The sequence below is a fragment of the Specibacter sp. NPDC057265 genome (assembly GCF_042668835.1).
GTDB lineage: Bacteria > Actinomycetota > Actinomycetes > Actinomycetales > Micrococcaceae > Specibacter.
The window spans coordinates 1-21,421 of record NZ_JBHUYE010000029.1; the positions used below are offsets into that span (position 1 = coordinate 1).

Below are 21,421 nucleotides of genomic sequence, written 5' to 3' on the forward strand. Positions count from 1 at the left end.
TACTCCCCATGCAAAAGCTTCAACGTCACACCAACCTTGGCCAACTCGTGGTGGACGGCCGCCCAGTCCGGCTGGGCATAGACACTCTGGTAATCCCCTCGGCCAGGGAAAAGCAAGGCGTACACCTCGTTCTCCGTCTTCTCCCGTACCTCATCCCAGCTGATGTGCCGCTGCTCCGCCGCTTCGAGAACACCCGACACGCTCCGCCGTGAAGCTCCGCCCGAGGTCGAGATAGCCCGACCGGACAGCCCGTCTGCGCGGAGCTTGAGAATAAGCTTCGCCTTGATCCTACGTACCATTGAAATTGTTCCTTCCACCATGTGGCCCTCACATGGTGGAAGGAGCCTAATTCGCGGTCCCCAAGAACGCTACGGATGGCCCCCAACAGCAATAATCCCGTTTTCTCCTGGCGGCCCCCACCCGCACTAACGATGGCCCCCAAGAAGAACAATATTCAATAGGCAGTGGGCACGGCTAGCCTCCCTTTGACGAGCACCAGCTCGCTAGTTCAAGGAGTCAATAAGAGCCGGGGCAGACCCTAGCGCTTGCTTCTTGAGTTCAGAATACGTTCTGAGTTAGAGTAGTGGTATGAGTACAATAACCCCGTCCAGAAAGATTTTTCAGTCCTCTGAGCTGAGTCGCTCCTCTGCTGATGTCTTCGCTGCCGCGGCGGATCATCCTGTTCGGGTCACCCGCCGCGATGGCGAAGCGCTTGTGCTGATGTCGGAGAGTGCAGATCAGGCCCGTGCCTCGCTGTTGGATCTTGCTGCTCAGCTTGTCGCCGTGTCGACGAGCTCGAATGGAAGTCTTACATCTCGCATGAGTGACCGCTTCCCGTGGATGCTTGCTCTGAGCCAAGCCAACCAAGAACTCTGCGCGAACGATATATTGACAGCCGCTCGGGCCTCCTTTGCAACGAACCAGCCTCACTTGGCCATTGCGGAACTCACGTCGTGGCGTGAAACAGCGACGGCTATCGCGGCGGGTCTTGGCCAGAAGCCTGTCGATTGGCTCGATGACTCTGAAACCGTCGAGCGTCCCTGAGGCATGGCAAAAAGTGAAAAGGTTGAGCGGCCGACAAAGAAGAATGAGTTCGAGCTTCGGTTCGCATCTGTGCAGGCGAAGCGTGGCTGGACTGACCTGAAAGCTACTATCAAAAATCCCTTGGCTGACGCGTGGGACTTTCTGACGAGAACACCTCAGTCCACAACCCCCAACAACTACCGCCTACGCGGTGAGCTGGGGGTAGCTACGCGGGATGGATCTACCCATGAGCGATGGCAGCATAAACCAACCCTCAAAGGTAACGCGCGTATCTGGTTTTACGTTGTGGACCAGGTCGTTTACCTGGAGCAGGTTCATACGAGTCACCCCAACGAGACCAAATAACCATGCCGGCGAACTGAAACGCATCGACATGTATATTTTCTGCCACGGGCGGTAAGTCTACTTCCGCGGGAACCGAATCAGTTTCAGTGCGTAAACAGGTGTGTTGACAGTGTCAACACTTTCCTTTCCGGACTGGTCCGGATTGCGTCGTACTGGCCCGTACTGCCGCGGTAGTTAGCGGCTTCCCTTTGTTTGCAAGGGTAATAGTCTGGTTCGAATCCCACCTTGGGCACATACGTTCGAAGAATGACCTCCTGGAAACAGGGGGTCATTCTTTTTGTCTGGCCCCTGCTGGCCGAGCTTGGCGAGACCCTGGTATTGAGCTGATGGCTCCTGCGACGCACAGTCTTGAGTCGTTAATTTTGCTTTTGCGGTTCGATCGTGGCGGCTCCTTGCTAAGTGATTCGGGATGTATTTCTTCCTTCACACTATTCATGGCGAGTTGCGTCGAAAACCCCATGACCTGCGGTCCATCAGGTGCCGTCCACGACACGGAGCTACAACTCATCCGAGCACTTGGGATCCTGCTCAACCTCGGGGGAATTCGAGGGAATTGCCCGAATTGAGCATCGTTCGCGAGGCAGCGCGGCGGGGGTCACGACGGTTCATGATTCGGCTGGCTGGATGGGGTCATGATGTTTTCCGGGCCGATGTCATCGAGGCGGTAGCCGTTGGGGTAGAGGCTGGATCCTTCCAGACCAGGGACGAAATGCGGCTTTTTTGCCAGCGGGCGCCGGCGATGGATAGCGTTGCGTGCTTTCAATGCAGCATGCAGGGCTGCTTTGTTTAGCGGTGTAGCGCGGGGGAGGCCAAGAGCGTCGGTGAGGCGGTCGTCGTCGAACATGACAGAGAGCATTTGTTTGACGACGGGCCTGACGGGTCCAGGGAGTCTGGACTTCAGGACCTGGACAGTGCTGGCCATCAGCTGAACGCCGCCGGGGGATTGGGCAATGTTTTTGCGCTCGTAGTGGTCGAAGAACTGTTCGGCCTCGGCAAATGTCGAGGGGATAGTTCCTATGTTCATGCGCGCGCCGATTTCTTGGTAGAAACGTGTTGCTGCCGTTTCTTCTGCGGGCGTTGGGGGTCGCCAACCGTGTGCCCGGGCCCAGCGGATCGGGACAACGAGAAGCGTGAGTAGCACGTAGAGGAAGTCGTCGTTGTTGCCGGGGACATGGCGGTGGACGTGGTTGAGCAGGCGGATCATGTGGCGGCCGCGTTCGCTGTCCAGTCCGTTGCAGATAAGTTCGTAGGTCACGATGGCGGTGTCGTAGGAGCGTTTAACGGGGCGCTGAGTGATTTCGCCGTTGCGTTGCAATGTTGCGGCGATGCTGGGAATGGCAAAGTTGCGGTAGTAAGCGAGGAAGAATCCGAGCTCGATGTCGGCGGCGAGGTCGTGCAGGACCATCTGTCGGTAGGGGGCTTCCCAATCGTCAGGAGCAGCATCTGCTTGTCGGCGTTCGGACTCGGCAAGGCTTGAGGTGGGATGCATCTTGAGCCCTCCTATAGCTGTGCTGCTGATTTTGGTGTTGCTGAGTAACGGGATCAATCCATCGTAGAACCCACAGGGGCGCGCTGCCAGAGAAGCCTGTCTGTTTCGTGGGACGTATTTAGTACGTAATCGTGTTTCCCGAGCCAAATTTCGCATGAGGTGCAACGGAATACGGCGCACCGTAGAATGTCAGAACTCACGTACGCACCGCTCCTGGCAGGACCGGCTGATAGAAGGCGCGCTTGACTTCACTTCCCCTGTGAATGCAGGGTCAGATACGGGAGAAGTCTTCTTCGCGTTTGACACGATCCATCATGCGGGATTGTGCTTACGCCTGGCATCTTTTCATCGTCCAATAGGGGTGAAAAAATACGCACCGCATATCCATCCTTGAACCGTCGAACTGTCCGGGCTGTGGCATAAGGTGTTCTTGTGCCCGAATATCGCTCACCGAACATTTGCCTTGTGCAAGATGATTCGGCCCCAGCCGAATCAGCAGTATTTGCATCCCTCACTTTCAGCCACGTTCTCGCCGGCGTGGGCGCCGAATTCGACCCCGCCATTAGGCTGGATGACATCCACCTCATCCGGCATACGTTCAAGCCGAACGACCCGGAAGGGTTGCGCGGGCCCGAAGACGTTTCAGACGAACGAGTCCTTTACTACACTAAAAAACAGGACCTGTCCCCGCGTCGCTTCCCGGCAAATCCACCGAGATACTGGGTGGTCTTCCTTGCCGATGGTAAACGGCGCTCCCGACTATGGGGCACCTTCGAGAACCACGGCGAGGTGATCGGAGAACGCACTGATGAGGTCCGATGCTACGATCTGCGGCCGTCGCCGTTCCTCTCGCCCCTAAACGACCCCATAGTCATCGAATGGGACACTCCTCGAAGCTGGCATAGAAGCGCATCAGCGGTCAGCGCCATGCGCATGCCCGTGCTGGAGATTGCCGACCGCGACAAAGTCCCCTTCCCCGGGTTCGACGGCGTTCTGCTCACTTACCAGCAGCTGCAGGACATGGTGGACGATGCCCGCTATTCCGACTGGCGGGCAGCGCTGTCCGAGGTACAAGGGATCTACCTCATCACGGATTCCACCAACGGAAAGCAGTACGTAGGCAAGGCGGATGGCTCCGAACGAATCTTAGGCCGGTGGACGACCTATGCCAAGGACTGGGCTGCTGCGTGAATTTCGGACAGCGGAGTTAGTGTTTTCTCTTACGCTGCCAGGTGCGGCTGTTGGTAACTGTAATGGACATCGTTGGGGTATTGATAATCCAATGCGGAATGGCGCCGGTGACTGTTGTAAAACCCCTCGATGTAGCGGATGACGTCCTTGCGGGCCTGCTCTTTCGTGGCGTAGACCGTGCGGTAGACGCGCTCGTTTTTCAGTGCTGAAAAGAACAATTCTGCGGCGGCATTATCCCAACAGGCACACGCCGGTGCGACCCATAGAAGAATGCATACCTAAGTCCTTGACAAGGGTCCGGAATGAGGCGGAAGTGTAGACGCTGCCACGGTCCGAGTGCCAGATAGCACCGGGGCGGATCAGGGTCGTGGCGGCAGCGTTACGCAGAGCCGTCTCGACGAGTTCAGCACGCATATGGTCGGCGATGGCCCACCCGACCACACGCTTGGAATAGCAGTCGATCACGGTGGCAAGATAGACGAATCCCTGCCATGTATGGATGTACGTGATGTCGCCGATGAATTTCACTCCCGGCTCGGTAGCGGTGAAGTCTCGCTTGACCAGATCCGGGATCAAGGCAGCAGCTTCAGCATCGGCTTCAGTCGTGTTCCGGAAGGGCCGCGGCTGGCAAGGAATCAGATCTTCATCACGCATAATTTTACGTACCAGTTCCGGGGAACACCCGATGCTAGCAGCAGCTAGGTCGGCATGGATCCGACGGTACCCGTACGTACCGTCGGAGTCCTTGAAGAACGCCTGAACACGGGCGCTAAGGACGCCCCTGCGGGCTGCTGTGGCCGATTGCGGGCGCTGGGACCAGTTGTAGAACCCGGAAGTGGAGACGGCCAGCCAGCGGCACATCTTCGTCACCGGGTTCGTCTCGGCCGGGTCATTGCGTTGGGATTCAATGTATTCATACTTGCTCACTACCGCTGCTCCCTCGCGAAGTAAGCGCTGGCTTTTTTCAAGAAAAGATTCTCTGCCCGCAGCTCTTGATTTTCCTTCTCGAGATCCTTCAACCGGGCTAGCTCGGCACCGGTCGCCGCGGCGTCAGGACTGTTGTGCGTCTCCCGGTATTTGATGAGCCAACGACGCAGGGTCTCGGCCCCGACCCCGTAAGATTTGGCAACATCCACGACAGGCTTGGACGTGCTGATGACTTCACGGCAGAGCTCATCCTTGAAGTCCTGGGTATAGGAACGACGTGATCTTGATGCAGACATGCTGCTGGTCTCTCTTTCAGTAGAACCCCCATTTTAAGAGGGCCCACTGTCCTAAATCTCCATAGCAGTCCAGACGGCCACGGCGGGAACATGGCTTTCCGCGAACTCGCACAGATCAGTGTTCCAGGCGAGGCGACAAAACAGAAGACCGATCACGCCCGCCACTTCATCTTCAGTCTCCTGCGCGTGTTCGGGCCCAGCACGCCGTCCACGGAAGTGAACACGGCTGAGTCCCACTACAAGGAGGCCTTAATGACCCGCAAGTTTGGGCTTAACAGGAACTGATGTGACGTCAAGTAGAAGGAATGCCAAGCCTCGTGCGAACTGAGGCATAATTCCCGGTACGGTGCACCCTTTGCTATCCGTACTGTTTTGCTATTCGTTTGGCGACCGCCTTGAAACACAGCTGCAGAGAGGTCGTGCTGCCGTGTAATGTCGAAGCTATGTCTGCATACTTGTCGTATTTCACAACCGGTGATTTCCGCGGAGATAGTCGAGGCACACGCCTTGTGCCTCCGGTCAGATGATGTCTCGCGACGTTTCATACTCAGAGTTCATCCAAGCAGTGCGAAAGTACCGCCCGTCTGAGCTTCTGCCATTCATTGCAACTTACAGCGCCGTGAGGGAGCGAGAATCTGCGGTTTCAACAGCAGGGGCGTGGTTTCCGTGGGCAATCTCAGCGATTGCAAAAGAGTCCGCACTCAGAGGGAACGAGTATCGCCATGGTGAGATCGATGACCGCGGGCTCAAACGACTTGTGCACCTATTTAATTCGAGCAGTGACCTTCTCCCAAGTCCGTCGGCGGCGTCGCTCCTGACACCCATTGCGTATGAGCAGTTTCCCTACCAGGAGTCGCCATACGAGGAGATGGCACGTACGCACGCTTTGCTGGTCCATAACGAACCTGGTCAGGCCGCGATCCAGTGGGATGATCTTCTGGGCATAGGCCTAGATGAGGCTGTGCGTGCCAGCATGGTCCTCCACGCATGGGTGGTGAACAACAATGGCCGTTTTGATCGTGAGATCCTCGATATGCCCCATTTTCAAGAAGTCTACGAGGCAGTTGCACCGCGCCGAGATTTGGAGGTGACGGTGAGTCTCCTTATCTCCAAGATTTCTGAGCTAAAGGTAGCCCATGCACACGCGGAAAAGCGGGCGCCAATGCCAGATCGATTGGAACGCTATGCCTTCAATCCGCTCAAATCTACTCCTTTTGTCGATCTCGGAAACGCGGGGATCTGGGCGCCACAGAGCATGCTTATCTCGCGTGCTTTCACAGGTCCGAACCTTTACTATCGTGGCCTGGGCAAGTGGGGCAAGACATTCGCTGACAGCCTCGGTGATCGAACACAACGATATGTGGGGCGGCAGCTAGCGCTTCTAGAAGGCGTCAAACTTTACGGCGAAATTGAATACGCAAAGTCCAAGCACAGCGTTGATTGGCTCTGGGTATCGGACTCGGCGGTCGTTCTTGTCGAGTGTAAGGCTGCGCGGCTCACCCTTGATGCCCAAGCAGGCGGCGACTCACTCGGCGCAGTAATGCAGCGCTATCTCGGCGCAGCGCGCCAACAAATCGATAAGACCGCGAAGCTAATTCGCGAAGGTCACCCAGCGTTCGCCCACATCCCGACGGATCGGCTAATGATTGGCATTGTGACTACCGCTGAGCAGTTCTATCTTGCAGGTACACCTTTCTCCGGGTTCGCTTCATCCGGTGAAGTCCCTGTGACAACTCTTTCGTTGCGTGATCTCGAATTCCTGGTAGGGCTTCCCGAAATTGCCGCCGCCAAGATGGTCATCGACCATGCCCACCCGGAAGGGGAAGGAGGACGCTTTGGGGGTGCATTTAGTAAAGACCAAATGAAACGTCAGAACCCGATCCTCAAAGAGGCTTGGGGCTACTACGAATTTCTCTCAAAAACGCTCCCAAGTAGTCGTAGAACAATGCAGTCCAACTCACTACTTTGATGGTCAGTAGAAGCGACTGAAATATCTGAGACCTGAAGCTGGGGCCTGAGGAGGACTTGTACGGAAATTCATGTCTAGGGGATTAAATGTCACTGAGTTTACCCCTTGGTGACGCACCGTGGGAACTTTATTCTCGGACCGCATAGAATCGGGATTCGCCGAGACAAAATAGGTTCACACGAAGCCATAGAACGCCCGCAGTTCAAACGGTGTATTCCAGAGGGTGCCACAGCGCCAGGAACGCTAGCTAGTGCGTCGCCATCGCGAAGGCGTATCACACCAACGCAGACCAAGGAGCAATAGCGGTCGTCATTCGTCGTAGGCGGCCGCTATCCTTACGTCTAATCACTCACCGGCTGTTCTCAGGATTCCGTTGGTGGCCGGAGATGGGGAGACGGGATGCCACCCACGAGGTTTTTCGCCGATAACAGTTGCGAGATCTGCGGACAAACCATCCCCGCGAACGGGAAAACAACCGCACAGCAACGCGAGCCCAGACCTGTTCCCTTTCCTGCCGCCACAGAGCTTCTACGGCTCGTCATTTGTCCTGTATCGAATGCGGCAAGGAGTTCACCGCGAAAGGTATCCGTGAGCACGCTCGGTTCTGTTCAGTGGCCTGCCGTAGCGCCACTCGCCGTCAAGACGTGGCCTTTCATCTTGGCCAATCCACGAAGGTGTTCCGTTGCTCATCATCTCCTGCCCGCTCGGCAAAGAACCACCACGACGGAGGATTTCTTTGGCCTCCTCATGCCCCAGGCCCTCCAGGAGGTCACCGACGCCATAGACTGATCGGCACGTCGCGTAGGCGATGAACAAGTACCTGCGGTAATCCGCAATCTGTGACTTGGCAGCTGCTGGTGTTATTTCCAACTGGGAAGAAGGAGGCATCAAACCTGGAGCGATTCACTAACCAATTGTCGCAATGCCAAAATGGTATGCAAACCCGAGCGGCTCGATAGACTCAGATAAGGTTCCTCGCTGGATGAGGGAGCATACTGAAAGGTCGGCCTCGGGGACCTTGTTGGTGCCCTCGAAATTGCTTTCCGCCACACCAAAGCGTTTGAACCGCCGCACATAACTCGATTGCCTTGGAGAATGCCAGTGAACGTCAGTGCCGCAGAACACGCTGCCATTCCACGTTTGGTGGTTGACCGGTGGGAGCCAAAGCTGCGCAACGGGGCGGACTCGGATGTTGATTTCGACTTGTACTCATTGGAGTCTGGCTTTCTTGATACATCCAGAGTTGATGAATGTTGCAATGTTGACCGGGCGCCCACGTACTTATCGGAAGTTGTTTCCAAACATTCGGTCGTTTTCTTGCTTGGAGAGCCAGGAATCGGAAAAAGTGTGGCATCCAATCAGGTGTCACAAACTGTTGCTTCGAATCCAGAGTGCCAGTTGGTTGAATTGCATGCACAGGACATTGATGCTAGCCGCCAAACGACGAGGGAGGCTCTGAACGAATATTTTGCCGAGCTACCTGTCCGGACAATTGCCAACGCGCCTGTCGACAGTTTGGCCTGTCAGAGCGAACGTTCTGAAACGAACCTTGTGGTTGTCGTGGACCAGGTTGATGAGTCTGGTAAATCCGCCCGCCTTCTGGACTGGATTGCAAAGTTGCTGCAACCCGTAAGTCTTCAAAATGTATTGATCCTGGTAGTGTGTCGAACCGCTGACTTTCCGACGGGAGCCAACGACTCCTTTGCCCGCGCAGGAATCTCGACAAAAACAGTGGATCTCTTGCCTATGACAGTTGAACAAGCCACGAGCATGGCCGCGTTCTGTTTGTCTTCCAGTTTGAGTCACGCCGCGGACTTCATCCAACAGGTTGCCGATCGTGGTCTTGGTGCCCTCGGATCATATCCACTGACATTGATTATGCTTGCCCGAATATTTGAATCTGATGAAGAGCTCCCTGACGAGCTCCTTCATGTTTTCCACCGCGCGGCTGCGGTACTCCTGAAGGGCTATAACGGTGATTCGTCGGGGATGCGTAATTCAAGCTTCTCGACAGAGGAGTTGCTTCTTGTTGCCGAACAGCTGGCCGCCATTTCACTGATTTCAAGCCAACTCACTATGCACGAATCTGGAGTCCAGATTAGCGCTGACCATCGATGGCCAGCTGAATCAATTGTCGGCAGGCAGCTTAGTATCGGCGACGCCGGCTTATTGGTGTCGAATGAGATAGTCATCCAAGTCTTGAGGAGCCCCCTATTCATCGGGAGCCAGACCAGCGGCTTCATATTCAGACACGGCTCCATCATGGCATTCTTGGCCGCCAAGAGAATCGTCGATTCCGGAATCCCTGAGGAACAGCTCCGACAGATCTTGGTCCCCGCACATCTTCCGAAGGAATCTCGAATTGCCACGCCACATCGGGAGTTGGCTTCGTGGCTCGTGGCTATGGATTCGGATCGCAACGGTTGGATTCTGGATGCTGATCCCCTCACGATCATCGAACACGCTCGACTAATTTCATCAGACCAAGTTCGAACCATGGTCGTCAAAGTGCTGTTGGAGAACGCCGGCGACTATGAACTCAGCAATCTCCGCTGGCAAAGGAATTTCAACTTCCTAAACTTTGACGGGATAGGGACAGTACTCAACGATGCGTACATCCACTTCAGAAGTTTGGGCGATTCCTCGTGGGACACTGCAGCTGGGCTTCGTCTGGTTTTGCGTTTGATGGAGCAACTGCCAGAGCCGACTTTTCTGCCTGCGTTACTGGCAACTTTGGACAATGAAGAGGTGCCTGCTCACATTCGAGCACACGCTGCCAGAGTTGCTTGGGATATTTCGGTGGAGGAGACAAGATCCACAGCGCGGACGGTACTCGGGTCGCTGGCGACGCGGGAAGGAATCTTGGCTGCGGATCGGTTCGACGAACTTAGGGGGCAATTATTGACGCAGATGTATCCAACTGACCTGGATGCAGCGGAGCTTTGTCTGCACCTGTCACTGCCCGCAAATCCGGATATGTTTGGGGTTCTGACGCACTTTATCCTCGGGCTCTCGGATCGGATTCCAGCAGAACACATAGATAAACTGCTGAAATGGCTTGCAAGTGCCGTGGCCACGGATTTCGAGTCCGTGGAGTCTGCAAGCAGCCTAGCCGACCAGCCGTTGGTCACCCCTTCGCACACGATTAGAGCGCAGATTATCAACCGTGCTTTGGAACTGCCCCTCAGCGAAGAGGCGATGGGCAACGTTGCCCGCACCATTGTCCATTCCCTAGACGGTGATGATCCAGTTGGGCTGTGGAAGGAAGTCCTCCCTGAAACGATACGACGACGGTTGATTATTTCTCTGGCCAGAGCAGCGGCTGATGGCGGTGGAAGTAAAGGAGGCCTGTGGTACTTGGCTCATCTGATCGCGAATACGCGACTGCAATCAAAGCAACGGAACTGGGAAATTGTGGTCGCTCCCGACGAGTTCGCCGTGGAATCCAACCTCTTGAGTCCCCTTGATCTCGAGTGGCTTCTCGGCATCGGGGCCGGACTATCGGTCAGCGAATCCGACCTTGCAGACGTCATCGATGCCTTCGTCTTCGCCATCGCGATTACGGATAACCCAAGAGTAATAGAATTATTGTGGCCTCACAGTGGAAAACGCTATGCCAAGTCGGCTTGTGGGTACTTCGAAGCTATTGAGATAGATTCAATGGAGGCTAAGGAGCTTCGAGAGAGACACGAATACGTCAAGAAGCTAGGGCGACGGCAGTGGCGTGGCCGCGTCGGTTTCGTTGAGAAGTGGACGGCCTCAAGTGACGACCTACTTGCTGCAGGACCTGGTTCAGACGCATTGGTATATGCGAACCTCATCAACGCCATGATGGTCGATCTAGAGACAGGCCGCTACAGCTTCGACCGCACCGATGACATTACGTCCTTTCCTGGGTGGGGAAAGTTAGCCAGCGTCGACACTGGCTTGTGGGTCGAGGCAAGCAGGTCCTACTTGGAGATTTCCCATGACCATTCGGACGAATCGCTGGAAACGCGCGTGGACAACATCTACGCGACTGCCGGCTATGTTGCACTCGTCGTCCTGATCCAGACCGGCTGTGAAGACAAAATGGAAGACATAGCTTGGGCGAAATGGTGCGGCTCGATCGTCACTTTTTGGGCTACCAGCAGGGACGAAAGTGCCCGAAAACGCCGGCAGGCACTTCTCAAACTTGGCCTTACGAATGCACCAGAGGCTTTTATGTCGGCTCTCAGACGGTGCATTGGAACTGAAACCCAGTGGCGGTCTTATTCAGAAGAGATCGAGCTTCTTGATACAGCCTGGCATCCTCCAATCCTGGAGCTGTGGTGCTCTTTGGAAGAACAGATTCGTGACTCCGGTGGCTCGAAAAGGCCTATGGAAGTTGCTGAAGGCCAGACCGATACCACTGATCTGGATCACGATTGGTCTATGAAGCTCATGACCTGGCATGCGATCGTCAAGAAAATCGTTGACTCCGAACCTGCGAGGGGGCTCACGCTTCTTGAACGGATCGTCAAATCAGACAACGAGAACAGCAGATCATGGACGATCGAAGCGGCCAGTTCATTATTTGCTGTGGGAACAGATGCTTCGTGGCAGGTCATCCAGCAGGCGGCAAGAACCGATGAAGCACTCTCTCGCGGCATAGCATTGGCCGCCGCACGACCAAGACAGTTTTTACCCTCGACCACCACATTTTCTCCGTCGACTCTTAGAGGACAATACGATTGGCTCGACGGTCTCTTTCCACGGGTCCCAGTTCACTCCGGCGTTCATACTGTAAGTGCTGAAGAGGAGGCTGGCCGCTGGAGAGACTCTCTGCCAGCTCAAATAGCTGCAGCGGGCACTGCCGAAGCGCTGGCCCAATTAAAAGACCTACACCTGCGCAGTCCAGAAGACCTCACCGTGCGTGCGGCACTCTTGGAAATTCGCGACAGGCTGTCCGAATCGGAGTGGCAACAGCCAACACCGGGCGAAGTCATCAGCCTGCTCGCCTCCCCAAACCGCAGGTTTGCACGCACGGATGCGGAACTCGCATCTGTCATCCACCAGGTGATCGTGGAACTGGAATCCAGCCAGTCAATTCTCGCCGACCTCCTCTGGAACATGGTCCCCAAGAACTATACGGATGAGGGCATAGGTGAGTTGTGGCAACCGAAATCAGAGGCCGCAATGTGCGCGTATTTGGCCTTTGCCCTCGACCTGCACTTCAGAAACACAGCGGTTATCGTAAATCGCGAGGTGATGATCAAACCCACAAATCACCAAGGGGCAGGCGAACGCACCGACCTATACGTTCAATCACGCTATATCAACGATGTAGGGACATCAGGCCCTGCCAACGAGGCAAAAGTGGTCATTGAAGTGAAGGGATCATGGAACGCGGGTCTTTTGTCGTCACAGGAAACCCAATTGTCCTCGAGGTACCTTTCCGAAGTCGATGGTGTTGCCGGTATTTACGTCGTCTTTTGCGCCAGTCCGGAACAATGGACTGATACTTCAGATCATCGTCTTACATCCGCCCGCCGACTCAACTTGGATGGTGTCGCCGCGAACCTCAAAGACCAGGCACAACAACTACTTGTCGATAGAGGCCACTACGTAATTCCGATACTCTTTCGGATGGCAAGGCCAACCGCTACCACCTACGCCACAACGACGATGGCAATCCAGTGAACGTGTGTTTGGCGCGTGCCAGATGCCTGGTTATGGTGGCGCGTGTTGTGGACATTGGTGAAAAAATCGTTTGCAGTTTGGAGGCCGTGTGAGTCCGAGGACGGGCGGTGAAGCCGACAAACTGGGGAATAAATATGAGGCAGCGTGGGCCATCAGGCATGCGCTTTACTGTATCGCCGATGACCGTTATTCACTGACGCTCGAAGATGTGGATATTGAATTCGGCAAAGGGTCGGAATTTACCTTTGCAAGGGGTACATCTACCGAGGTACATCAACTCAAGCGTCAGAACGGAAACAGTAATAGTTGGACAGTGAAGTCCCTATCCGACCTCAAGGTATTCGAGGCGGCTGCCAGTCATGTTGCCGCAGGCCGTGAGTTTCACTTCGTATCCCTCGTCCCTTGCCGTCCGTTGCAGGAGCTGGCTGAGCGTGCGCGCAAAGCTTCCGATCCCATTTCGTTCACACAGTTCTGGTTGACAGGGGAGCTCCGTCCTGTCTTCGATCAGTTGTCGGCCGCGGACATTCTTGGCAGTCCGCAGAGGGTATGGGACACATTGAGAGGTATGTGGTTCTCGGTCCAAGACGAGCACGACATCATCCGCATGAACGGGATGCTTGCCGGTCGTCAGTTGGATGGGGCCAGGGGGCCCATGATTGCGCTCACTATTGGGGACATCCTTCTCGACAACCTTGGCCGGCGTCTCACTCACACTGAACTTTTGGAGATGCTGGCTCAGCAAGGCATCCGTCCGCTCGAGGCCGCAACCCACCAAAGCGCGCACGAGCAAGTACGTACCGTCACTAACAGTTGGCGTGAGTCAATCCGACGCGAACAACTTAAGCCACGAATTGAGCGTGCCGAAGCCACTCAGATAATAGACATGCTTCGCGATCACCGGATCGGCTTCGTAGCAGGTACTGCGGGTGGCGGCAAGAGTTCCGTTCTAGAACAGTCCGTTGAGGCACTTGAAGCGACAGGTGCGGAGGTGCTCGCGATTCGCCTTGACCGCCTCGGCTCGTTCGCTTCAACAACGGACTTGGGCCGACAGCTTGGACTAGACACCTCACCGGCTGTTGCTTTGGCGCTGGCAGCGGAGGATCGGAACGCGATTCTTGTCATCGATCAGCTCGATGCGGTCAGCCTCGCGTCGGGACGAATTCCCGAGAGCTTCGACATCGTTGTGGACCTCATTAGGGAAGCACTATCAGTGCCGGGCGTCAAGGTCATCTTTGCCTGCAGGGAGTTCGACATTGACAATGACCATCGGATTCGGTCGCTGGCAGACCGGCCGGACACGGTGAAGGTGTCGGTCGGCCCTCTGTCTGCGGAGGTAATCAACGCGACCGTCACCGAAATGGGTCTCGATGCGACGCGTCTGACCGCTTCCCAACGATCGATCCTGCGAACTCCAATGCACCTCGTGCTACTTCAGACAATAGCGGGCCTAGGAGGAGCCCTGACGTTTCAGTCCAAAGGCTCCTTGTTTGAGGCCTATTGGGAGCGTAAGCGGCAAACTTCTCGTGTAAGGCGCCCAAACGTTCAATTCAATGAGGTACTCAGCCGGGTCGCCAACGCGGCAAGCGACCGTCAGATGCTCTCCGTCCCAGTCGAGATACTTGATAACGGCGACCTAATCGAGGATGCGAATGTGCTAGTTTCCGAGCACGTTCTGGCACGTGACGGCGATCGAATAGCGTTCTTCCACGAGACATTTTTTGACTACGCTTTTGCTCGGCAGTGGGTATCGCGATCAGAGTCATTGGTCGACTTTCTGCGTCGGGACGAGCAGGAACTGTTCCGACGAGCCCAAGTTCGACAGATTCTGCAGCACCTCTATGAACGTGAGCCTGAGCGCTTCTGGGTTGAAGCATCAGCCGTGTTGACGAGCGAACAGGTGCGTTTCCATGTCAAGCAGACAGTCTTTGCAGTGGTGTCCGACCTCGATTCACCTACCAGCGAGGACGCCGAGGTTGTCTTCGAGATTTCTGCAAGGGCGCCGCGGTTCGAGGAGCAACTCTGGTTGCACACACGCCGCGCCCCGTGGTTTAGAAGGTTCTACGAAGACGACACGATCGCCGCTTGGCTTGATAGCGGCGAGAAGACTCTTCAGCAGCGTGCGGTCAACCTGATGATGAGCGTGATCAAGGAGCTACCTGGCGAAGTCGCCGAACTTCTACATGCACGTCAGGATAGGCCGGAGTACCTCGACTGGCTGCGTTGGATCGCCCGGTTTTCCGACATACATCAGAATCGTGCGTTGTTCGACCTTGTACTTGCGGCGGTCCGCGAAGGTGACTTCGACGCTATTGAGCATGAGTTGTGGCTGGCGGTTCATGGCCTTGCGAAGCACAAACCGCTGTGGGCAATTGAGTTGATCCAGGCACGGGTCCTAGACCACGCAGAAGGCCTTCTGCTCGAAGAGAGTGGAAAGGTGGCTCTCCTCAAGCTTCACGACTACGGGGCAGTAGAGCTGGTGCGCGAGGCTGCCATTGCCGAGCCCCTAATCTTTGCCCAAGTAGTCGTTCCGTATTTGCGGCAGGTCATGGCCGTCACGGCCTATGCGCCGCGTCCCGAAAATCCTATTCACGATCGGCACTTCTCCGCGCGATTTGACGGCGACGAGCTCGGCGACCGAGATCTTGATGATGTGTTGTTCGCCGGCACAGTTCGTGCACTCGAAGCACTTGCCCGGACTGCACACCACGAGATTCAACCTCTTTTCGAGGAGTTAGCGGCCGATCCGCACGATGCCGCTCAGTTCTTGCTTTACCGGGCACTGACGGCCGGTGCTGCCAACTTCGCTGATTGGGCGGCGACTCTGATCCTGGAAGGCGGTGCCCGCCTTAAGTGCGGGTACATGTCAGACCCGTTTTGGGCTGCACGCGAGTTGGTCGAGGCTGTTGTGCCACACGTTAGTGACGAGGTTCACGAGCAGCTTGAGGACCAGTTCCGCGACCTGCGTAACGCTTATGAAAGTCGACACAGTTTCGGACGGACTGCGTTCACCTTCCTTTCAGCACTTGAGGAGCATCGACTGAGTACAGACGGTGTACGTCGGCTGGGTGAGTACCGCCGAAAGTTCCAGGTCGCCGCGCCGTCGAGGCCGCGCGGCATTATCAGTGGCACGATCGGTTCGCCTATTGGATCCCATGCAGCAAGCAGGATGACCGATGATCAGTGGCTTAGGGCCTTGACCAGATACAACTCTGACGAAACAAATTGGGGCAACTTCACTGGAGGAGCCCGCAACTTGTCGCATGTCCTTCGTGAGCAAGTAGCTACAGACCCGAACCGATTTGCCCGCTTGGCACTTAGGCTGGCGCCAGAACACCATGCATCGTACGCCGACGCTTTCTTGATGGGGTTCGCGGATGCCGACCGCTCTGACGAGACGGCTCCACTGATTTATGATGCCGTTCGACATATCGCGTCCCTTGGACATGATGGCGTCGACAGATGGCTTGGCAACGCGTTGCAACGCTATTACCGCGACGTCCCACTAGACCTCGTGAAACTTCTCTGCGACCGCGCACTCCAGTCTTTGGACCCCGAAGATGACAGGCCCATCTTCACTCGCGAGGGAGACGACGGCAGAAGTGCTGCCGATATGCATAGCAATGGCATCAACACGGCGCGAGGCAGTCTCGCCGAAACACTTGGTGACCTGCTTATTTACGACGTTGACGGAGCACGGACCGATCTCATTAGACCGCATCTCGACGCACTTGCCACGGACTCGGTTATCTTCGTCCGATCTTGCGTTGCATACATGCTAGCAGCGGCGCTCCGACATGCTCGTCCGGATGGAATCGCGGCGTTCGAGAAGCTTATCGATACCGACGATCGAATCTTGGCGGCAGGGATGGTACAGCGCCTGATGCTATACATTGGCAATGTCGATCCGGAAATCATCGACCCCGTCATTCAGCGGATGCTGGCGTCCCAAGACGACGAGGTGCGTGAGGCCGGCGGAAGACTCGCCGCGTTCGCCGCCCTCGAATGGGACCGTCCCGAGCTAATGAAGCAGGTATTGGAAGGTAGTGTCAGAACGCGAAAGGGCGCCGCGGAGATCTGCGCCAATCGAGTTGATCGTACGTCGAACACTGAGCTTGCAATGTCTGCCCTGATCGGCCTGCTGAATGACGATGATGACGAAGTCCTAGGAGCTGCCGCAAATGTCGCTCCTCACCTACGTGAACGCCCACTCCGCCCCTTCACGCATTTGCTGACTGCACTTATCGACTCGCCGGCCTACGGCCATGCCACGCCACAGCTATTGATAACACTTCAGCACGCACCGGACAAAGTCGATGAGCTAATTCTGAAGGCATCGGAACAGTTCATTTCTGACTTTGGAAGTGACGCCCGCGACTTCCGAACAAGCGCTGCTGGCGACGCGTACTACATCAGTGAACTCGTGGTTCGCGGCTTAGCGCAATCTCGCAATAAGATTCATCGGGCAGGACTGCTCGACGTCCTGGATTCCCTCCTTGAACTCGGAATACACGGCGTGGACCAGGCAATCGCCGAAACTGAGCGGCTGTAGGCCCGACGGAAGAGTTCTTCGAGGACGATCCAGCTGGCGTTGCCGGAGAAGAATACGGAGGCGAGGGGGCTGTGGCATTCATTTGTCTGGGCATGGTCTGTGGCCATCTCGGCCACGATAGAGTTGACGCTGACCTTTCCGGCAAAGCTGGCATCGATGTCTGCGATAGGGCGATTGCCGATACCCTGCCGGGCGAGCGCGACGCCTCCTACAAGCCTGATGTCCCCCATGAAGGCCACAGACCCGAACGTAACTCCGCATCGGGCGAGGGCATGCGTAAGTTGTTCGTGAAATTCACCCTTTTGAACTGGAGTGGAATCGCTGAAGGTACGCCTACTGAGGAGAAAAAGCAAAATTGTGTCAAACAATTCTATTTCATTTCAAGAAAGTTTGACACCGAAAATACCAAAGAGTAACTTTTTAATAGTTAGAAGATATTACATTCATACTAATGGCCTGGTAGCCCAGGACAGAGGTGGTGTTTTGAGTAAGTATAGAAAACTAACCCTTGCGACAATTGTAACCACGCTAGGATTTTTAGCCGTAGGTTGCTCATCCGAAACATATAGCGATTCCGCTACTCTCAGCCCTGTGAATGAACCCTCGAATTCAAGCTCTGCAAATTCGACGAGTAAGCCTATAATGGCAAGTCTTTTTGATACGGGTTCGGCCCAAAGTGCAGATCCTTTTTGGCGTGCTAATCCAGAGTTAATGCCGAAGAATATTTCCTCCGCAGAATTACTCCTTAACGAGAAGCGTCAGGGTCCTACGAGTGTTGACTTGCTATCCATTGCGGCATCGGAGTCGCTTATTCTAGTCCTAACTTGTGACAGTAGGGTCCCATATGAGGTATCAGTAGTAAACAATATCAATGAGCAGACGGCAAAGACTGGTGGTAAGTCGTGTGGCGGACCGAATATCAATTCTTATCAGACGCCTCCTTTTAAAGAGTCTAACGAAAAAGGCTCCGTGAGGATTACCGTTCCTGTCGAAGTTGAGTACTACATAACGGCGTACCGGTCAGTAAACTAGCGAATAGGGTATAAAAATGAAGAAAACTCAGAAGATGGTTCTTGCGGCAATGGGTCTATAACTTTGTCTGTAGTTGGAATGACAATGCCTGCAAGTGCTAGTCCTTTAATTCCGGATGTCGCCACTCCTCTCGTCTGCGAAGCAGGCCCCCAATACACGACCACGCAAACGGATCAATACATCGGAGATTCGAGTACTCGTGTTTACGGAGAAAGTGGCGGTGTACTTAGTATTTCGGCTGGTACCACAACCACGGTTTCGGGTGAGCTACAGACAACCGTTACAGCTGAAGCCAGGGCCGTTTTTGCGAGTGCCAGTCCTTCTGTAGGGGTCTCTATAGGTTTGTCTCAATCAGTTTCCACTACTGTGGGCTACACATGGACCGTGCCGGCATCACAGCCTTCAGGCTGGGTGGAAATGGGTGCCCATGGTTATCAGATCACATGGGAAAAGGGTCATTACCAGTCTCCCTGCACCTATGTAGTGGATGCTACGGGTACAACCCTTGGGGCCACTCCGAATGTTGAATTTGCTCACAGCTAAACTGGAGTTTTCATAGGACTGGGATTGTAACGGCGTGTTAAAGGGACGAGAGGGTGCTCTTTGCTGAAAAATTAGAGGTATCTAACCCGGATTTTTCATGATGGTCCGATTGCCGGCTCGGTGGGGATTTGATTTCTTGCCGGACCGGTTTTCTGGTTTTGGGCGTGGCGGGGTGGTCTGTTGTCGCTGGGTGGGCGTCGGTTTCCACGGTTCCGAGGTGTGGTTCTTTCTGGTGGTTTAATGCGTGGGAAATCGGTTATCAGGGGGCAAGCTGGTTTTCCTTTACAGCGTCACGCATAGACTCGCCTTGGAGGTACAAGGTGACTGTGGAGTTCCTATTCGTTGTTCTTGTGGTCGTACGGGCCCCTGGCGTTGATTTCATCATGGTTCTTCGGAACACTTTGATGCGGGGACGCGGTGTTGGGACAGCGACAATCGCTGGCGTGGGTGTGGCATCCGCTATTCAGGGCGCCTTGGTCGCGGTTGGAGTCGGCGAGTTTGTCGTGCAGTCTCAGTGGATGTTTGAAACGCTGAAATGGGCAGGCATTGCCTATCTGATTTTTCTTGGGGTTCAATCACTTCGGTCAGCGCTCCGCAAGGCGCTGGATCCGCAGTCACAAAAACAACCTTCGTCCGAACGTTGGGCTCGAGGCTTTCAGCAGGGTTTTCTCTGCAACATCACGAACCCAAAGATGTTTGTTTTTTATCTCTCCCTGAACCGTCCCGGAAATGATGCCGTTGTTTACTTTGGTGAAGGTGGGCGTGTTGGCTGTTGTTGGAGACGCCTTTGCTAGAGGCGGGATTCGGGGCCGAGTGTTGTCGCGGCGTCGAGGGCGTCGTCGACAACGATGACATAGTTGTCGCGGCTGGCGGCGAGTGGGATGGAGTGTTCTCCATACTTGCTGAACGCGAGGTCGACGGCGTCGGTGGCGCTGGTGATGTTGAGTTTGCGCAGCAGGCGGGCGATATCAAGGGTGTCTTTGTCTCGTTCGGCAGCGATCTTCATGGCCAGAAGTGTTTCGCTGTCGGCTGCTTCGATAGTTAGTCCATCGAGTTCTTCAAGGGCGATCCAGCTGGCGCCCTCGGGGATGAAGGCCGATGCATTGGAATTGAGCCAGTCACTGGCCAGATCGTAATCGGTGGCCATCTCGGCCACGATCTTGTTGACGTTGGTTTTTTCGCCGTAGCTGGCGTCGATGTCTGCGGTGGGACGGTTGCCAATGCCCTGCAGGATGAGTGCTGCTCCGCCTACGAGTTTGATGTCGCCATGAATTCCACGGGCCGCGAGCCTGTTGGAGAGTTCATGAAGGAGGGTCAGGATTTGCTCGCCAGTTAGTTCGCCTGCGCTCATACCGTGGCCAGGCTGCGTTCGCGGATGAAGACATTCATGACGGCGAGCTCGTGGGGTGTTTCAGATTGGGTGAGTTGTTTCATGGGTTCGCGGACGGTCCGGTAGGACTCAGCTGGCATCCAAGCCTCGTTCAGAGGTTGGATGTGTCTGGTCCAGTCCGGGGCGGGTTGGTCGAGTAGGTGAGCGGTGTAGTTAGTAATTCCCGCCAATGCGGCAGACCATCGAAGGTCTTTGAGTTGCGGGCTGCGCTGGAGGAGCGGTCTCCCTGCTTTCAGGGATGCGCTGGCGTAGTCGGCGAGCATCTTGATGGCGAATTCAAAGTCCTTCTTGGCTATGAGGTCTGTGAATGTGGCTGCGTAGTCGCGTCGTTCCGGGTCGTGCTCGCGGCCGCGGGGGATAGGCGTGGTAGTGGAGAGGGAGAGTCCTAAGGCAGCTAGGACGGCCATGGTTTTGCCAAGTTCGGCACGGTCGTGGCCCGATTCGAGGTCAATGAGAAATTTCCGTGAGACGCCGGCCGCATCGGCCAACGCCAGTTGCGTCCATCCTTGTTCCGTTCGCTGAGCACGGATCAATGCTCCGGCCTCGGCGGGTGTGTCAATGTTGCACTCTACTGTCACGGCGTCATCCCTTCTTTTGTCCATTGTGTCACCGAACGGTGACAACCGCATGTCGTAGCTAGGAATCGGCCGCGGATGATAGAGCCGATGATGCCTGTTGACAGTGTCAACACATTTCCTGTCGGACTGGCCCGGATTGCATCGTACTGGGCCGGACTGCCGCGTTAGTCCGCGAATTCCCTTTATTTGCAAGGGGGATAGTCTGGTTCGAATCCCACCTTGGGCACATATGTTCGAAGAATGACCTCCTGGAAACAGGGGGTCATTCTTTTTGCCCGGCCCCCGTTGGTGGATGTTGGTGAGACCCGGCTACTAGGACGTGTCTCCTTATTGGCGTAGCCAGATCAGCGTTGCGTAGAGGGCTATGCCGGCTCGGTAGGTGATGGCGAGTTTGTCGTAGCGTGTGG

At 55.5% G+C, this 21,421-nt stretch carries 11 protein-coding genes and 2 pseudogenes; 8 read left to right on the forward strand and 5 right to left on the reverse strand.

Annotated features, from left to right (window positions below; genetic code table 11):
• A pseudogene (locus ACFUCV_RS14260) lies at positions 1-299 on the reverse strand (IS21 family transposase); the annotation flags it as partial.
• Between the two features lie 289 nt (positions 300-588).
• Here ACFUCV_RS14260 and ACFUCV_RS14265 point away from each other — a divergent pair.
• Positions 589-1,044 carry a prevent-host-death protein gene (locus ACFUCV_RS14265; RefSeq protein ID WP_380816878.1) on the forward strand — a complete coding sequence of 152 codons (456 nt, stop codon included), beginning with the start codon at positions 589-591 and terminating at the stop codon, positions 1,042-1,044.
• Positions 1,045-1,047: 3 nt separating this feature from the next.
• A complete protein-coding gene (locus ACFUCV_RS14270) occupies positions 1,048-1,389 on the forward strand; it encodes a hypothetical protein (protein WP_380816880.1) in 342 nt (113 codons plus the stop codon).
• A 595-nt stretch (positions 1,390-1,984) separates the two neighbouring features.
• Here the strand turns inward: ACFUCV_RS14270 and ACFUCV_RS14275 are convergent.
• Positions 1,985-2,878, reverse strand: coding sequence for an oxygenase MpaB family protein (locus ACFUCV_RS14275; protein WP_380816883.1), 894 nt, complete (start codon positions 2,876-2,878; stop codon positions 1,985-1,987).
• Between the two features lie 432 nt (positions 2,879-3,310).
• Here ACFUCV_RS14275 and ACFUCV_RS14280 point away from each other — a divergent pair, with 432 nt between their 5' ends.
• Entirely contained in the window at positions 3,311-4,069 is a 759-nt protein-coding gene (locus ACFUCV_RS14280; RefSeq protein ID WP_380816885.1) for a GIY-YIG nuclease family protein, read from the forward strand.
• A 29-nt stretch (positions 4,070-4,098) separates the two neighbouring features.
• On the opposite strand, the pseudogene ACFUCV_RS14285 reads toward ACFUCV_RS14280, so the two are convergent.
• Positions 4,099-5,292: pseudogene (locus tag ACFUCV_RS14285) on the reverse strand (IS3 family transposase).
• An 868-nt stretch (positions 5,293-6,160) separates the two neighbouring features.
• Between ACFUCV_RS14285 and ACFUCV_RS14290 the strand changes: the two are divergent.
• The 5 genes from ACFUCV_RS14290 to ACFUCV_RS14310 all read left to right on the forward strand — a co-directional run bounded on the left by ACFUCV_RS14290 (position 6,161) and on the right by ACFUCV_RS14310 (position 19,840).
• A complete protein-coding gene (locus ACFUCV_RS14290) occupies positions 6,161-7,261 on the forward strand; it encodes a hypothetical protein (RefSeq protein WP_380816886.1) in 1,101 nt (366 codons plus the stop codon).
• Positions 7,262-8,362: 1,101 nt separating this feature from the next.
• Positions 8,363-12,922, forward strand: a complete 4,560-nt coding sequence (locus ACFUCV_RS14295; RefSeq protein ID WP_380816888.1) for an NACHT domain-containing protein — start codon at positions 8,363-8,365, stop codon at positions 12,920-12,922.
• Between the two features lie 88 nt (positions 12,923-13,010).
• The gene (locus ACFUCV_RS14300) at positions 13,011-17,471 is read left to right on the forward strand and encodes a hypothetical protein (RefSeq protein ID WP_380816890.1); all 4,461 of its coding nucleotides are present in this window, start codon (positions 13,011-13,013) and stop codon (positions 17,469-17,471) included.
• Positions 17,472-17,542: 71 nt separating this feature from the next.
• Complete coding sequence (locus ACFUCV_RS14305) at positions 17,543-17,887, forward strand: hypothetical protein (RefSeq protein WP_380816893.1); 345 nt, start codon at positions 17,543-17,545, stop codon at positions 17,885-17,887.
• Between the two features lie 1,479 nt (positions 17,888-19,366).
• Positions 19,367-19,840: a LysE family translocator gene (locus tag ACFUCV_RS14310; RefSeq protein ID WP_380816895.1), complete on the forward strand. Its 474-nt coding sequence runs from the start codon at positions 19,367-19,369 to the stop codon at positions 19,838-19,840.
• Here ACFUCV_RS14310 and ACFUCV_RS14315 read toward each other — a convergent pair.
• Both ACFUCV_RS14315 and ACFUCV_RS14320 read right to left on the reverse strand, forming a co-directional pair.
• Positions 19,837-20,397 carry a DUF6036 family nucleotidyltransferase gene (locus ACFUCV_RS14315; protein WP_380816896.1) on the reverse strand — a complete coding sequence of 187 codons (561 nt, stop codon included), beginning with the start codon at positions 20,395-20,397 and terminating at the stop codon, positions 19,837-19,839. The two genes, ACFUCV_RS14310 and ACFUCV_RS14315, sit on opposite strands and share 4 nt — an antisense overlap.
• On the reverse strand, positions 20,394-21,014 hold the full coding sequence (locus ACFUCV_RS14320) for a helix-turn-helix transcriptional regulator (protein ID WP_380816898.1): 621 nt from the start codon (positions 21,012-21,014) through the stop codon (positions 20,394-20,396). Before ACFUCV_RS14320 ends, ACFUCV_RS14315 begins: the two co-directional genes overlap by 4 nt.
• Between the last annotated feature and the right edge of the window lie 407 nt (positions 21,015-21,421).